Origin of the sequence: Methylibium sp. (assembly GCF_013817365.1) — a bacterium.
Classification (GTDB): Bacteria; Pseudomonadota; Gammaproteobacteria; order Burkholderiales; family Burkholderiaceae_C; genus Methylibium.
Genome location: NZ_JACDCU010000070.1, coordinates 1 through 12,217, shown reverse-complemented (window position 1 = coordinate 12,217; position 12,217 = coordinate 1). Strand labels below are relative to the sequence as shown.

Annotated in this window: 14 protein-coding genes; 10 read left to right on the top strand and 4 right to left on the bottom strand. The window is 69.5% G+C overall.

All coding sequences use genetic code 11. The features are described 5' to 3' along the window. The coding region (locus H0W38_RS06755) for a YihY family inner membrane protein (protein ID WP_292452337.1) at positions 1 to 821 on the bottom strand (821 nt) is incomplete at its 3' end. 36 nt (positions 822 to 857) lie between these two features. Between H0W38_RS06755 and H0W38_RS06750 the strand changes: the two genes are divergently transcribed. The 8 genes from H0W38_RS06750 (at position 858) to H0W38_RS06715 (ending at position 7,706) form a co-directional block, all read left to right on the top strand. Beyond that, the gene (locus tag H0W38_RS06750; RefSeq protein ID WP_292452336.1) at positions 858 to 1,229 is read left to right on the top strand and encodes a DUF2069 domain-containing protein; all 372 of its coding nucleotides are present in this window, start codon (positions 858 to 860) and stop codon (positions 1,227 to 1,229) included. Positions 1,230 to 1,302: 73 nt separating this feature from the next. Next, positions 1,303 to 2,706, top strand: coding sequence for an FAD-binding oxidoreductase (locus tag H0W38_RS06745; RefSeq protein ID WP_292452335.1), 1,404 nt, complete (start codon positions 1,303 to 1,305; stop codon positions 2,704 to 2,706). A gap of 172 nt (positions 2,707 to 2,878) precedes the next feature. Then, positions 2,879 to 3,736, top strand: a complete 858-nt coding sequence (locus tag H0W38_RS06740) for a DUF3014 domain-containing protein (protein WP_292452333.1) — start codon at positions 2,879 to 2,881, stop codon at positions 3,734 to 3,736. 161 nt (positions 3,737 to 3,897) lie between these two features. Further along, positions 3,898 to 4,668, top strand: a complete 771-nt coding sequence (gene minC / locus H0W38_RS06735) for a septum site-determining protein MinC (protein WP_292452332.1) — start codon at positions 3,898 to 3,900, stop codon at positions 4,666 to 4,668. 49 nt (positions 4,669 to 4,717) lie between these two features. Beyond that, positions 4,718 to 5,533 carry a septum site-determining protein MinD gene (gene minD / locus H0W38_RS06730; RefSeq protein WP_292452330.1) on the top strand — a complete coding sequence of 272 codons (816 nt, stop codon included), beginning with the start codon at positions 4,718 to 4,720 and terminating at the stop codon, positions 5,531 to 5,533. A 4-nt stretch (positions 5,534 to 5,537) separates the two neighbouring features. Beyond that, entirely contained in the window at positions 5,538 to 5,801 is a 264-nt protein-coding gene (gene minE, locus H0W38_RS06725) for a cell division topological specificity factor MinE (RefSeq protein WP_292452329.1), read from the top strand. Positions 5,802 to 5,875: 74 nt separating this feature from the next. Beyond that, positions 5,876 to 6,679, top strand: a complete 804-nt coding sequence (locus H0W38_RS06720) for an alpha/beta hydrolase (RefSeq protein WP_292452328.1) — start codon at positions 5,876 to 5,878, stop codon at positions 6,677 to 6,679. A gap of 43 nt (positions 6,680 to 6,722) precedes the next feature. Continuing rightward, positions 6,723 to 7,706 carry a TAXI family TRAP transporter solute-binding subunit gene (locus H0W38_RS06715; protein WP_292452327.1) on the top strand — a complete coding sequence of 328 codons (984 nt, stop codon included), beginning with the start codon at positions 6,723 to 6,725 and terminating at the stop codon, positions 7,704 to 7,706. A gap of 67 nt (positions 7,707 to 7,773) precedes the next feature. Here the strand turns inward: H0W38_RS06715 and H0W38_RS06710 are convergent, their stop codons facing one another. From H0W38_RS06710 to H0W38_RS06700, 3 genes are all read right to left on the bottom strand, one after another. Continuing rightward, positions 7,774 to 8,487, bottom strand: coding sequence for a DUF599 domain-containing protein (locus H0W38_RS06710; RefSeq protein WP_292452325.1), 714 nt, complete (start codon positions 8,485 to 8,487; stop codon positions 7,774 to 7,776). A gap of 104 nt (positions 8,488 to 8,591) precedes the next feature. Beyond that, positions 8,592 to 9,170, bottom strand: a complete 579-nt coding sequence (locus H0W38_RS06705) for an NADPH-dependent FMN reductase (protein ID WP_292452324.1) — start codon at positions 9,168 to 9,170, stop codon at positions 8,592 to 8,594. Between the two features lie 10 nt (positions 9,171 to 9,180). Next, positions 9,181 to 9,924 (bottom strand): pirin family protein, encoded by a 744-nt coding sequence (locus tag H0W38_RS06700; RefSeq protein WP_292452322.1) that lies wholly within the window; start codon positions 9,922 to 9,924, stop codon positions 9,181 to 9,183. A gap of 140 nt (positions 9,925 to 10,064) precedes the next feature. On the opposite strand from H0W38_RS06700, the gene H0W38_RS06695 reads away from it, so the two are divergent. Together H0W38_RS06695 and gluQRS are read left to right on the top strand one after the other, a co-directional pair. Next, positions 10,065 to 11,045 (top strand): LysR family transcriptional regulator, encoded by a 981-nt coding sequence (locus H0W38_RS06695; RefSeq protein WP_292452321.1) that lies wholly within the window; start codon positions 10,065 to 10,067, stop codon positions 11,043 to 11,045. A gap of 139 nt (positions 11,046 to 11,184) precedes the next feature. Further along, entirely contained in the window at positions 11,185 to 12,096 is a 912-nt protein-coding gene (gene gluQRS, locus H0W38_RS06690) for a tRNA glutamyl-Q(34) synthetase GluQRS (protein ID WP_292452319.1), read from the top strand. Positions 12,097 to 12,217: the final 121 nt, after the last annotated feature.

Genomic DNA, 12,217 nt, shown 5'->3' with positions numbered 1-12,217 from the left:
GCGCCGAGCAGCACGATGACCCAGCCGAGGTAGATCCAGATCAGGAAGATCGGCACCGTGGCGAAGGCGCCGTACACCGCCGAATAGCTCGGCACCGACACCAGGTACCAGGCCAGCACCGACTTGGCCACCTCGACCCCCGCCGCCACGAACACGCCACCGGCCCACGCGTGCGCCCAGCGCACCTCGGTGTTTGGCACGTAGTGAAAGAGCGCGGCCATCGCGCCGGCCAGCAGCGCGAACTCCAGTGCATTGAACAGCACGCTCAGGCCCTGTGGCAGCGTGCCCACCATGCCTTGCGACGCCGAGATCGCATACGAGGTGCCCGACAGGCTCATGCCCAGCAGCAGCGGCCCGAGCGTGGCCGCGGCCCAGTACACCAGCACCCGCTGCGCGATCGGCCGCGGCGTGCGCACGCGCCAGATGTTGTTGAGCGTGCGGTCGATGGTGAGCATCAGCGCGATGGCGGTCACCAGCAGCACCAGCAGGCCCGCGCCGCCGAGCTGGTTGGCCTTGACTGCAAACTGCGTCAGCGCCTCCAGCACCGGCCGGGCAATGCCATCGGGGATCAGTGCCTGCAGGAAGTAGGTCTCCACCGCACCCCTGAACTCACCGAACATCGGGAAAGCGCTGAACACGGCCAGCATCACCGTGGCCAGCGGCACCAGCGCGATGGTGGTGGTGAAGGTCAGGCTGCTGGCGGTCAGGCCCAGGCGGTCTTCGCGAAAGCGCTGGCGCAGCGTCTTGAGCGTGTCGAGCCAGGGCCAGCTCTGCAGCGTCTGAACGAAGTCGGCCAGGCGTTCGCGCCAGCCCGGTCGCATCGAGTCGTGCACAGTCATGCGGCATGATGCCAGCCGATGAACGAGCGCAACGCAATCGATGCCACCCGGGCCGCGGCGGTGACCAGTTTGCTGGGGCTGATCGTGCTCGGCTTGCTGTGGGAGCTGTGGCTGGCACCGACCGGCAGCGGCATGCTGGCCTTCAAGGTGCTGCCTCTGGCCGTGCCGCTGGCCGGGCTGCTCAAGCGCCGGCTCTACACCTACCGCTGGGTCAGCCTGCTGGTGTGGCTCTACTTCACCGAAGGCGTGGTGCGCGCCACCAGTGAGCGTGGCCTTTCGGCCTGGCTGGCGGGCATCGAAGTGCTGCTTTGCCTCGTGCTGTTCGCAGCCTGCGCCATGCACGTGCGCTGGCGGCTGCGGGATGCGCGGGCGGCGCAAGCGACGCCATGAAACCGGCGCCGAACCGGCCGCTGCCCGGCTCCGCCAGCCGAGGGCCGGCTGCCAGCCGAGGGCCGGCGCTCGCATGAACGCCCTGCTCAACGCCTTGCGCGCGGCCATCGGTGCGTCCCAGGTGCTGGCCGAGGGTGACCTGACCGCCTGGGAACTCGACTGGCGCAAGCGCTACCGCGGCCGCGCGCTGGCCGTCGTGCGGCCCGGCAGTACGGCCGAGGTGGCGGCGGTGGTGCGTGCCTGCGGCGCGCACGGCGCGAGCCTGGTGCCGCAGGGGGGCAACACCGGCTTGGTCGGCGGAGGGGTGCCGGATCTGAGCGGCCGGCAGGTGTTGCTCAGCTTGACGCGACTGAACCGCGTGCGCGGCATCGACGCGGCCAACCTCGCCATGACGGTGGAAGCCGGCTGCGTCCTGCAGGCCGTGCAGGAAGCCGCTGCCGCGCAGGGCCTGTTGCTGCCGCTCAGCCTCGCCGCCGAAGGCAGTTGCACGATCGGCGGCAACCTCGCCACCAATGCCGGCGGCACCCAGGTGCTGCGCTACGGCAATGCGCGCGAGCTGTGCCTGGGGCTGGAGGTCGTCACGGCGGTCGGTGAAGTGTGGGAGGGTCTTTCGGGCCTGCGCAAGGACAACACCGGCTACGACTTGCGCGACCTGTTCATCGGCAGCGAAGGCACGCTCGGCGTCATCACCGCGGCCACGCTGCGGCTGTACCCGCAGCCAGCCGCGTGCAGCACCGCGCTGGCCGCCTGCGCGAGCCTGGACGACTGCGTGGCGCTGCTGCAGCTCGCGCAGGCCCAGTTGGGCGCCGGGCTGACGGGCTTCGAAGTCATGAACGCCTTTTCGCTGTCGCTGGTGGCAAAGCACTTCCCGGCCCTTCGGCAGCCGCTTGCGCCCGTCCCCTGGACGGTGCTGCTCGAACAGTCGGACACCGAAAACGAGGCGCACGCCCGCAGCCTCTTCGAAGGCCTGCTCGAAGCCGCGCTCGAGGCCGGCACCATCACCGATGCCGCGGTGGCCGAAAGCCTTCAGCAATCACGCGAGCTCTGGCACCTGCGCGAGAGCATTCCGCTCGCGCAGGCCGAGGAAGGGCTGAACATCAAGCACGACATCGCCCTGCCCGTCTCCGCCATCCCCGCCTTCGTGGCGAGCACCGACGCCGCGCTGATGCGGGCCTTTGCGGGCGTGCGGCTGGTCGATTTCGGCCACCTGGGCGACGGCAACCTTCACTACAACGTGCAGGCGCCCGAGGGGCATTGCGCGGCCGATTTCCTGAGCGAGCGCGAGGCGGCGGTCAACGCGCTGGTCTACGACGCGGTGCAGGCCCACGGCGGCTCGTTCTCCGCCGAGCATGGCATCGGTGCGCTCAAGCGCGAGGAACTGGTGCGGCGCAAATCACCGGTGGCCCTGGGCCTGATGCGCGCCATCAAGCAGGCGCTCGACCCGCAAGGCGTGATGAACCCGCACCGCTTGCTCTGACGCGGCGGCTGGCCTGCGCCCTGTCGCTTCCGATCGGCCCGGCGCTCGGACAACTCACGGCCGTGCGCGCCTTCGCACGGCGGCGCCGAAGCGCCGTGCCTGCATGACGGAACCGGTTTTGCGCTACTGTGTCTGAGTGCTCGAGACCCGGGCAAAAAGGCAAAGGACGAAGATGAACCGATTCGTGTACGCAGGCGTGGCGGCCCTGATCGCTGCCGTGCTCGGCGGCGGCTACTGGTGGTGGAAGCAACAACAGCCGCCTTTCATCGTCCCCCTGCCGCCGCCGGTGGCCGAGGCGCCTTCGGCACCGATGCCCGCGCCGGCCCCGTCGGTGCCGGCGATCAAATACCCGATCGATGCCCAGGCCGCCGCGTCCGAGCCGGCAGCCGAGCCCCAGGCCGTGCCGCCGCTCGACCAGGCCGACCCCCTCGTGCGCTCCAAGCTCGGCGACCTGCTCGGCCGCAAGGCCATGCTGTCGTGGCTGCAGACCGAAGCCTTCGCTCGCAACATGGTGGCCACGGTCGACAACTTGGCGCGCCCGCACGCTGCGCTGCGGCTGTGGCCCGTCAACCCGACCGAAGGGCGCTTCAGCGTCGATCAGGACGGCGACAAGCAGCGCATCAGCCTCGACAACCGAGCGCGCTACACGCCCTTCGTGCTGTTCGTCGAACGCATCAACGCCCGCCGTGCCGCCGCCGCGTATGCCGAGCTCTACCCGCTGTTCCAGCAGGCCTACGAGGAACTCGGCTATCCCGGCCGCTACTTCAACGACCGGCTGGTCGAGGTGATCGACCACCTGCTGCAAACGCCGGAGTTCGAACAGGCGCCGGAGGTCCGGCTCACCGAGGTCAGGGGCCCGGTGAAGTCGGAGCGGCCCTGGGTGCGCTACGAGTTCGCCGACCCGGCGCTGGAGTCGCTGTCTTCGGGCCAGAAGCTGCTGCTGCGCATGGGGCCGGTGAACGAGCGGCGGCTGAAGATCAAGTTGAGGGAGTTTCGCAAGGAGCTGGTCAGCGGCAGCTTGGTGCGCTGACGCAGGGCCTGATGCGTTAGCAGCGTCGCCTTGTTTTTTTAACGCCACCGCGTCGCGAGCCCCAGCGCCCAGATACCGGTTACCACAGTCGACGGCAGGGGCCGCCGCAACGAGCGGCCGCTACACTGCGCCCTTTTCGCGAGCCTTCGTCGCCTGCCCTCATGGCCGTTGTCCAAAAAGCGAATGCACCCACGGCGCTCGAGATCAAGAGCGCCGCGTTGACCCTGATCGCGGTGGTGCTCAAGACCACCGATCTGGCCGCCCTGGCCCGCGAACTGGACGCTCGCGTGGCGCACACGCCCGGCTTGTTCGAGCATGAGCCGGTGATCATCGACCTGGGTGCCGTGCGCGAAGAGCCCGAGCCGATCGACTTTGCGGCCCTGATCGAACTGCTGCACCGCTATGACATGCTGCCCATCGCCGCCAGGCGCGGCGGCACGGAGCAGATGCTTGCCGCCCTCGCTGCCGGACTTGCCGCAGCACCCGATGGGTCGCCGGCCGCCGCACCGGCATCTGCTCGCGCCGCGACGCCGGAGCCACAACCCGAGGTGATGCTGACCGAGGTGATCCGCGAAGTGCCGGTGCCCGTGCCCGCAGTCACCACGCTGGTCATCGACAAGCCGCTGCGCTCGGGCCAGCAGGTCTATGCGCGCGGCGGTGACCTGGTGGTGATGGCCGCGGTGAGCTTCGGCGCCGAGGTCATCGCCGACGGCCACATCCATGTCTATGCGCCGCTGCGCGGACGCGCCATCGCCGGCGCGCGCGGCAACACCGAGGCGCGCATCTTCAGCACCTGCATGGAGCCGCAGCTGGTGGCCATTGCGGGCACCTACCGCACGCTCGAGGCGGACCCGGCGGCCGATGTGTTCGGCAAGCCGGCGCAGGTCCGGCTCGACGGCGACAAGCTCCTGGTCGAGGCGCTCGGCGCCTGAGCGGCCTTCAGGCCCGCACACCCACTCATCACTGAAAGAACCCGCCCCGATGGCCAGAATCATCGTCGTCACCTCCGGCAAGGGAGGTGTAGGCAAGACCACCACCAGCGCGAGCTTCGCCGCCGGCCTCGCGTTGGCCGGCCACAAGACCGCCGTGATCGACTTCGACGTCGGCCTGCGCAACCTCGATCTCATCATGGGATGCGAGCGCCGGGTGGTCTACGACCTCATCAACGTGATCCAGGGCGAGGCCAACCTCCACCAGGCGCTGATCAAGGACAAGCAGTGCGACAACCTGTTCGTGCTGGCCGCCTCGCAGACGCGTGACAAGGAAGCGCTGACGCAAGAAGGCGTGGAGAAGGTGCTCACCGATCTGGCGGCGATGGACTTCGCCTACATCGTGTGCGATTCGCCGGCCGGCATCGAGACCGGCGCCATGATGGCGATGCACTTCGCCGACGAGGCGCTGGTCGTCACCAACCCCGAGGTCTCCTCGGTGCGCGACTCCGACCGCATCCTCGGCATGCTGGCCTCCAAGACCAAGCGCGCGATCGACGGGCAGGAGCCCGTCAAGGAGCACCTGCTGATCACGCGCTACAACCCGAGCCGCGTGGTCGGCGGACAGATGCTCTCGCTCGAGGACATCCAGGAAATCCTGCGCATCCCGCTGATCGGCGTGATCCCCGAGTCCGACACGGTGCTCGACGCCTCCAACCAGGGCCTGCCGGCGGTGCACATCAAGGACACCGACGTGTCCGAGGCCTACAAGGACGTGATTGCGCGTTTCCTCGGCGAGCAAAAGCCGATGCGCTTCACCGACGCCGCCAAGCCCGGCTTCTTCAAGCGCATGTTCGGCGGGAGGTAAAGCGATGTCTCTGCTCTCATTCCTGCTCGGAGAGAAGAAGAAGACCGCCAGCGTCGCCAAGGAGCGGCTGCAGATCATCCTGGCGCACGAACGCACCGGCCGCGGCAAGCGCCCCGCCGACTACCTGCCGGCGCTGCAGCGCGAACTGGTGGCCGTGATCTCCAAGTACGTGGCGATCAGGCCGGAAGACATCCGCGTGAACCTCGAGCGGCAGGAGAACCTCGAGGTGCTGGAGGTGAAGATCGAGTTGTCGGAAGGCTTGCGGTAACCCTCGGGTTGCGCAAGCGTGCGCGCCCGCCCGACGCCGCCCGACGAGCACTCTTCGGTTCGCGGCGCACGACCATGAGATTGATCGGGGTCATGTTGGCGCTCGTCGCGGCCGGCCTGGCTCTCCTGGCAATGATCGCCGTGTTTCAGGACCGATTGCTCTACTTCCCTGCCCCGGGCACCGTCGATAGCCTGGTGTCGGCCGATCTTCGTGCCTGGCCGGCACAGGGCGATTTCCGCGGCCTCGTGGCCGAGCCTTCGGGGCCGGTGCGCGGCACGGCCCTTGTCTTTCATGGCAATGCAGGGCATGCAGGTCACCGCGCCTACTACGCCAAAGCACTCACGCGGCTGGAGCTGCGGGTGATCCTGGTCGAATACCCCGGTTACGGCCCGCGCGGCGGCGCGGTGGGCGAGCGCAGCCTGGTCGACGACGCCGAGCAGACTGTCGCGCTGGCCCATCGCCTGCATGGCCCCCCGCTGCTGCTCGTCGGCGAATCGCTTGGGGCTGGCGTGGCCGCGGCGGCGGGCGCTCGGCATCGGGACAAAACGGCTGGCATGCTGCTAATCACACCGTGGGACCGGCTCGAGCACGTCGCCGCGCATCACTATCCTTTGCTGCCGGTGAAGTGGCTGCTGCGCGATCGCTACGACAGCGCGACCCATCTCGCGTCCTTCGGCCGACCGGTCCTGGTGGCTGTCGCCGCGCGCGACACCATCGTGCCGGCCCGCTTCGGCACCGCGCTACACGATGCACTGCCCCAACCCAAGCGGCTTGCGGTGATCGAGACCGCCGGGCACAACGACTGGATCGACCACATCGACGACCGGTGGTGGGAGGAGGCAATATCCTTTGCGCTCGGCAAATCGGCCTCGCCGTGACCCGGCCCCCATCACCCCTCGTTCTTCGTCGCGCCACAGCACCATGAACCTCCTGCTTCCCATCACCCCCGCGCAAGCCGCGCGCCGCCGGCTCCTGCGAGCGCTGGCGGTCACGCCGGCGCTGGGCATCGCTTCGGCCTGGGCGGGCGATGCGCCGCTGCGCCTGGGCACTTCCACACCGGGCGGCCGCTTCGCGCTGTACGGGCAGGCGCTGGAGGGTGTGCTCAATGCGCGCGCCGGCCGAACGCTGCTCACGGCCGTCGGCACCAAAGGCACGAACGAGAACCTGCAGGGACTGGCGAGCGGCGAACTCGATATCGCGCTGATCCAGGGCACCTCGGCCAACCAGGTGTTGCAGACGCAGGGCGACGCGGGCCTGCGCGTGCTCTATGCCATGTACCCGAGCCCCGGGATGCTGGCGGTGCCGGGCGACTCCACCGCGCGCCGTCTCGAGGACCTGAAGGGCCAGCCGGTCGTGTTCGGCGTGCCCGCCTCCGGCCTCGTGTTACTGGCCCGGCAGGTGTTCGGGGGGCTCGGCCTGGACATCGACCGCGACTTCCGCGCCCTGTACGTGGAGCAAGCGGCGCAGAGCCCGCAGCGCGTGCTCGACGGTGAGGCTGCTGGCCTGTGGGGCGCGGGCGTGGGTTGGCCGGGCTTCACGCGGCTGGCCGAGGCGCCGCGCGGCGCAAGCTTCATTGGGCCGAGCCCGGCGCAGATCCCGCAGATCCTCCAGGCCCAGCCCTTCCTCAAGGCGATGGAGGTGCCGGCCGGCGCCTACGCGGGGCTCGAACATGCGCTGCCGACCGTCGGCTCGTGGAACGTGATGCTCACGAAGGCCACGTTTTCGGAGGAGCGTGCCTACCAGCTCGCACGTGCGCTGCACGAGGCGGCAGCCGCGTTGGCTGCCGCCCTGCCGCAGGCGGCGATGAGCACGGCGCGGCTTACCGCGCAGGCCACCCCCTCACCGGCACTGCTGCATTCGGGCACTGCGCGTCTGTTGCGCGAGTTGGGGCTGCTGCCAGGCTGAGGTCGGCCGGCGCGAGCCGTGTTCGTCCTTCCATCTCGGCGCGCCGACCTACTTGTGACTCGGTACCCTAGAACCCGCGCAGCGTATCCAGCACTTCGGAGCGGAACTCGCGCCGATAGAGGATGTACACGACCCCCGCCGTGGCAAGCATGAAGATCAGCGGCGAGAAGAACCAGCCGATCAGGGCGAAGGCCATGTAATAGCCGCGCAGCCCGTCGTTGAAGGACTCGGCGGCCAGCCCGACCACCCGCCCGGCGCGGTCGGCAAAGGCCTCCCGCGACGGCCCGCCCTCGGCGGCGAACTCGCTGGCCTCCGGCGCCGAGGCCACCAGCAAGGCGCCGAACGTGTACTGCCGCAGGCTCCAGGTGAAGCGAAAGAAGCTGTAGACGAACACCGCCGCCAGGAGCAGCAGCTTGAGGTCGAACACCAGCACGGTGGTGCGCGCGGCGAACGGCAGCTCGCGAGCCAGCGCACTGGCCTGTTCGCTCGCGCCCAGCACCGCAAGCAGACCGCCGATGATGAGGATGGTGGTCGAGGCGAAGAAGCTCGGACTGACCGACAGGCTCTGCACCACCACGCCGTCGATCACCCGCACCTCGCGCTTGGTGGTCTGCAGCATCCATTGCCACCGGATGCGGTTCGTGGCGGCGAGCACCGAAGCCTGCACCGAAGCACGGTGGGTGGCGAAGCGCGCATAGCCGATCCAAGCCGCGAAGAACCAGACCAGCGCCACCCAGTCCGTCCAGGGCAGCACGGCGAGCGCGGTCAGAAGGGTCTGCATGCAGCGATGCTAGCGGTTGCGCAGCGGTATTCGAACGGCCGCAGCCACACTTGCGCGCGCCGGCGCCGCGCCGCCGACCGACGTTGGCGACCCGCTGCCACGGCTCAGGCCGCGCGCAGCGCCCCGGCGTGGCAGAGCAGAGCACTCAACACGCCCTGCAGCCTCTGCTGCTGTTGGGCATCGCGCAGCGCGCCTTCCCCCGTGAAAGCCTGTGCGGCCTGGTTGAGCGCGAACTGCTGCGGCAACACCAACAGGCCCGGGTTGAGCGCGAGAAAGCTTCGCAGGCTCAGCAGGCTGCGAATGCCGCCGAGCGCACCCGGCGAAGCGCTGAGCAACACCGTCGGCTTGCCGGCCATCGCCGGCTTGTGCTCGGGCAGTCGCGTGGCCCAGTCGATGGCATTGATCAGCAGCGGCGGGGGGAAGGCGTTGTACTCGGGCGAGACGACCAGCAGCGCGTCGTGTGCCGCCATCTCCGACACCAGTGTGTGCGCCCCTTGCGGCACGCCTTCGCTCGCCTCGATGTCGCCGTCGTAGAGCGGCAGTGCCAGGGCCCGCAAGTCGCGCAGCAGCGGCTCGGCGCCCTGCTCGCGCAACAAGCTCTCTGCCAGTCGCGCGAGTTGCAGGTTGTAGGAGCCCGTGCGCGCGCTGCCGGGCAGAATCAGGACACGCAGGGGTTCGGTCATGTCGGCGACTCTACTTCGCGACTTGCGCGGCGACGGCCGCTGACCGAACTGCCGCGCGGGCCAGATCGAACACGATCACTTCGGCATCGACGCCGTTGCTCAAGGTGAGCCGGGGTTCGCCATCGAGCTTCGCCGCATCGCCGGCCACCAGGGCCTTGCCGTTGACCTCGACCGCGCCGCGCGCGACATGCACGTAGGCCAGGCGCCGTGTATCGAACGCCAGTTCGGCTTGCTCGGCGCCGTCGAAGAGGCCCACGTACATCGCCGCATCGGCGTTGAGCTTCACCGCGCCATCGCGCGCGTCCGGTGAAGCGACGAGCTTCAGCGCCCCTCGCTTTTGCTCGGCCGAAAACGGCTTCTGCTCGTAGCCCGGCTCGATGCCGCGCGCCTCGGGCAACAGCCAGATCTGCAGGAAATGCGTGGTCTCGTCCGCTGCGTGGTTGAACTCGCTGTGCTGGATGCCCCGGCCGGCGCTCATGCGCTGCACCTCGCCCGGCAGGATGGAAGCGCCGTCGCCGATGCTGTCCTTGTGGCCGAGCGCGCCTTCGAGCACGTAGCTGATGATCTCCATGTCGCGGTGGCCGTGCGTGCCGAAACCCGTGCCCGGCGCGATGCGGTCTTCGTTGATGACGCGCAGGTTGCCCCAGCCCATGTGCTGCTCGTCGCGGTAGTCGGCGAACGAGAAGCTGTGAAAGCTCTCGAGCCAGCCGTGGTCGGCATGACCGCGATCGGCGGATTTGCGCAGCGTGATCATTTCAAGCCTTTCATCGCGGCGTGGGACGCCGCATCCATTCAATGTAGGAGCCGGCCGCGTCGTCATCAGGGGCCAAGGCTTGATGGCATCATTCAAAGCCGCTGAACGTGTGTTCAGCTTCTGCTTCACGGACAAGACGAATGAGCGAACGCCGCGATGTCCTGACGCCCGAGGCGCTGACGATGGTCGACCTGATCGCACGCACCGGCAGCTTCGCGGCCGCGGCGCGCGAGATGGGCAAGGTGCCCTCGGCGCTGACGTACAGCGTGCGCGTGCTCGAAGACGCGCTCGACGTGCTGCTGTTCGACCGCAGCTCGCGCCAGGCGCGCCTCACCGCCGCCGGTGAAGAGCTACTGCACGAAGGCCGGCGCCTGCTGATCGAGATCGACGCGGTGGCCAACCGCGTCAAGCGCATCGCCACCGGCTGGGAGACACAGCTCACCATCGCCTTCGACAGCATCCTCGCGCCAACCGCGCTGTTCGAGCTGGTCGAGTCCTTCTACGCGCTGCGCGTGTCCACCCGCGACGCGCCCGACAGCGCCCCGCCGACCCGGCTGCGCCTGCGCAGCGAAGTGCTGTCGGGCACCTGGGAAGCGCTGGCCACCGGGCAGGCCGATCTGGCCATCGGCGGGGCCGGCGGGCCGACACAGGGCAGCGGCATGCAATGCGAGCTGCTCGGCGAGATCCATATGGAATTCGCCATGGCGCCGCACCATCCCCTGGCCGACGCGGCCGAGCCGCTCAGCGGCGAGACCATCGCCCGGCACCGCATCGTCGCCATCGCCGACAGCGCGCGCAGCTTCACACCGATGACCGTGGGCGTGCAGCCGGGCCAAGACGTGCTGACCGTGCCTTCGCTCGCCGCCAAGCTGGAGGCCTTGCTGCGCGGTTTGGGCTGCGGCTCCGTGCCCGAGCCGCTGCTGCGCCGCCATGTCGAAGCCGGCCGGCTGGTCATCAAGCGCACCGGGCTGCCGGCACGCAGTGTCGGCCTGCACTACGCGTGGCACGCACCGGGCGGCAGCGCATCACCGGGCCTGGCGCTGCAATGGTGGCTGAAGCAACTGCGCAGCGAGGCGACGCGCCACGCGCTGCTGGAGCAGCACGCCGGCTTGGTCCTGTAGCGACGCGCCTCGAGCCGCGCCAAGCCGGCGCTGCCGCGCCCCCGCAGCGCCGCCGGAGCCGGTGCGGTCGTGTCCTGCGCCGTCGACTCGTGCGATTGCAAGCGTCCTCGGCGCCGGGCCGGTCACTAACATCTCAGCGATGAAACCCGCCCTGCTTTGCCACGGCCCCTACACGGGTCGCTTCGCGCCCTCGCCGACGGGTCCGCTGCACGCCGGCTCGCTGGTCGCGGCGCTGGCGAGCTGGCTCGACGCGCGGGCCCATGGCGGGTGCTGGCTGGTGCGCATGGAAGATGTCGACCCGCCTCGTTGCGTGCCCGGCGCGGACCACGAGATCCTGCGCCAGCTCGATGCGCTCGGCCTCGTGCCCGACGCGCCGCCGCAGTGGCAGAGCCGGCGCGGCGCGCTCTATGCCGCGGCACTGGAGCGTCTGATCGAGGCGGGCTCGTCTTACCCCTGCGCCTGCACGCGCCAGCAGATCGCCGCGGCGGCGGCCGCACTGGGGCGCCCCCCGGCGCGGCATGAGGAACTGGTGTATCCGGGATCCTGCCGTCCCGAGCGCGGCGGTTTGCGCGGGCAAACGCCGCGCGCCTGGCGACTACGCCTGCCCGACGACGCGACGGTCCATTGGGCAGATCGCCGGCTCGGTACGCAGTCGCAGGACGTCGCCGCGGTCGTCGGCGACTTCGTGCTCAAGCGGGGCGACGGCCTGTGGGCCTATCAGCTTGCGGTCGTCGTCGACGACGCCGATCAGGGTGTCAGCCATGTGGTGCGCGGTGCCGACCTGGCCGACAACACGCCGCGCCAGGTGCTGCTGCAGCGCGCGCTCGGCCTGCCCACGCCGAGTTATCTGCACACGCCGTTGGTGATGGCCGCCAGTGGCGAGAAGCTTTCCAAGCAACATGGCGCGACGCCGCTCGAGGTCAGCGATCCGCTGGCGGCCTTGCGCGCGGCCGCGGCGGTGCTGGAGCTCCACGTCGACGCAGCGCAACGGCCCGACTGGCTCGCCGCCGCAACGTGGGCCTGGGCGGCTCGATGGACAAACGGGGCCTAGTGCAGTGCGCCGCTCTGTTCTGTACTTATCCAACGATGGCGGCAAGTGCCGTCTTGGCGCGCGTGACCTTGGCCAGGATGTCGGACGCGCGTGCGGTCCAGATGAACGGCTTGGGATCGAT

Excerpts from the sequence above, each read along its gene's own strand:
- H0W38_RS06745 (WP_292452335.1), top strand. The coding sequence starts at position 1,303 with ATGAACGCCCTGCTCAACGCCTTGCGCGCGGCCATCGGTGCGTCCCAG.
- H0W38_RS06740 (WP_292452333.1), top strand. The coding sequence starts at position 2,879 with ATGAACCGATTCGTGTACGCAGGCGTGGCGGCCCTGATCGCTGCCGTG.
- gluQRS (WP_292452319.1), top strand. The coding sequence starts at position 11,185 with ATGAAACCCGCCCTGCTTTGCCACGGCCCCTACACGGGTCGCTTCGCG.
- H0W38_RS06710 (WP_292452325.1), bottom strand. The coding sequence starts at position 8,487 with ATGCAGACCCTTCTGACCGCGCTCGCCGTGCTGCCCTGGACGGACTGG.
- H0W38_RS06715 (WP_292452327.1), top strand. The coding sequence starts at position 6,723 with ATGAACCTCCTGCTTCCCATCACCCCCGCGCAAGCCGCGCGCCGCCGG.
- minD (WP_292452330.1), top strand. The coding sequence starts at position 4,718 with ATGGCCAGAATCATCGTCGTCACCTCCGGCAAGGGAGGTGTAGGCAAG.
- minE (WP_292452329.1), top strand. The coding sequence starts at position 5,538 with ATGTCTCTGCTCTCATTCCTGCTCGGAGAGAAGAAGAAGACCGCCAGC.
- minC (WP_292452332.1), top strand. The coding sequence starts at position 3,898 with ATGGCCGTTGTCCAAAAAGCGAATGCACCCACGGCGCTCGAGATCAAG.
- H0W38_RS06720 (WP_292452328.1), top strand. The coding sequence starts at position 5,876 with ATGAGATTGATCGGGGTCATGTTGGCGCTCGTCGCGGCCGGCCTGGCT.
- H0W38_RS06695 (WP_292452321.1), top strand. The coding sequence starts at position 10,065 with ATGAGCGAACGCCGCGATGTCCTGACGCCCGAGGCGCTGACGATGGTC.
- H0W38_RS06750 (WP_292452336.1), top strand. The coding sequence starts at position 858 with ATGAACGAGCGCAACGCAATCGATGCCACCCGGGCCGCGGCGGTGACC.
- H0W38_RS06705 (WP_292452324.1), bottom strand. The coding sequence starts at position 9,170 with ATGACCGAACCCCTGCGTGTCCTGATTCTGCCCGGCAGCGCGCGCACG.
- H0W38_RS06700 (WP_292452322.1), bottom strand. The coding sequence starts at position 9,924 with ATGATCACGCTGCGCAAATCCGCCGATCGCGGTCATGCCGACCACGGC.